The organism is Microcoleus sp. Pol12B5 (assembly GCF_036701335.1).
GTDB lineage: Bacteria > Cyanobacteriota > Cyanobacteriia > Cyanobacteriales > Microcoleaceae > Microcoleus.
This window is the reverse complement of the sequence record NZ_JAUBQQ010000169.1, coordinates 1-1,140: the sequence shown is the minus strand read 5'-3', so window position 1 is coordinate 1,140 and position 1,140 is coordinate 1. Positions and strand designations below refer to the sequence as shown.

Below are 1,140 nucleotides of genomic sequence, written 5' to 3'. Positions count from 1 at the left end.
TAGGACTTACGCATTGACAAAAAATATCATCTATGTAGTCTAGATAATGGCATCCTTGTGAAGGTTGGCAAAAATATGCTCACGGATAACAGAAGTAAACAGATTCCTCTGTACTTCATACCAATTGCTAATTATGTTTTCAGAGCGCATAAACTCCAATTTCACAAAAGCTTGAAGTGAACAAAATATATGTGTTTTTATGGCAGAGGTATCTCTAACCATAAATCGACAAATTCCACATACTTGTTTTATAGCACGATGAAAAGTTTCAATACCCCAATGAGTATCATGAATTGTGACGAAGGTACTTCTGGTTATGTCTTGAATTTTCTCCTCATCTGGCAGATATAAAATATAATGTCTAGAGTCTTCTTTTTTAAAGTCTTTCCTAAACAACTTTATAAATCCAAATTCTTTCAGATGAGTCTTTAATCCTTCTTCGGGAATAGCCAGAGTGCTTACCTGACAATACTTGTGTGGTTCATTTGAAACAGTTCTATTTTTTTCAATTCCGAATAGGAAACCCAATTTCTGGTTTTTGAGAAATTTCAAGTTTTCTACTCCTGAATACCAACTATCTCCTGTTACCATTCTGGGTTTGACTCCCCAGCTTATTATTTCACTTACCATTTCTCTAAAATAATCGTTTTTTGTTTTTCCCTCCTTTTTATCATATATTCTATAATTTATTGGCACTGAATTACCATTAATATCGCTGTAATATAGAGTGATTAAATTTAAGCCGATAATAGTTTTATGGGCTTTTCCTGACCAAAAATAACTGATTAATTCCGCATTTTTAGGGTCGCTGTAAATCTTTTCTATGACTGTATCGTCTACACTTAATATCCCCCCTACCAGGTTGATAATTTTCTCTATTATGCTAAATAAATCTTTTGGTTCATATCTCTCTCTCAATAAAAAGCGATTGATACTATCATGTGAAACATCTCCCAATATCTCGGCTAACCTACTGCACCCTCCATATTTTGGCTCTGACAGCAAAAATAAGGTGTAGATGTCTAGATTGCATTGTGCTGTCGAGGGTTTAGTAATTTCTCTCATTCTCCCATACCCATTACTAGACGACCCTTATTTATCAATGCACTATTTTGTTATTCTGTCAATGCGTAAGTCCTA

1 protein-coding gene is annotated in these 1,140 nt (G+C 34.1%); it reads right to left on the bottom strand.

Annotation, left to right across the window (positions count from 1 at the left end):
• Window positions 1-39: 39 nt before the first annotated feature.
• Entirely contained in the window at window positions 40-1,065 is a 1,026-nt protein-coding gene (locus QUA24_RS27240) for an IS701 family transposase (protein WP_445242659.1), read from the bottom strand.
• Between the last annotated feature and the right edge of the window lie 75 nt (window positions 1,066-1,140).

Bases quoted from the DNA above. Each gene is read 5' to 3' on its own strand.
- QUA24_RS27240 (WP_445242659.1), bottom strand. From the start codon at position 1,065: ATGAGAGAAATTACTAAACCCTCGACAGCACAATGCAATCTAGACATC.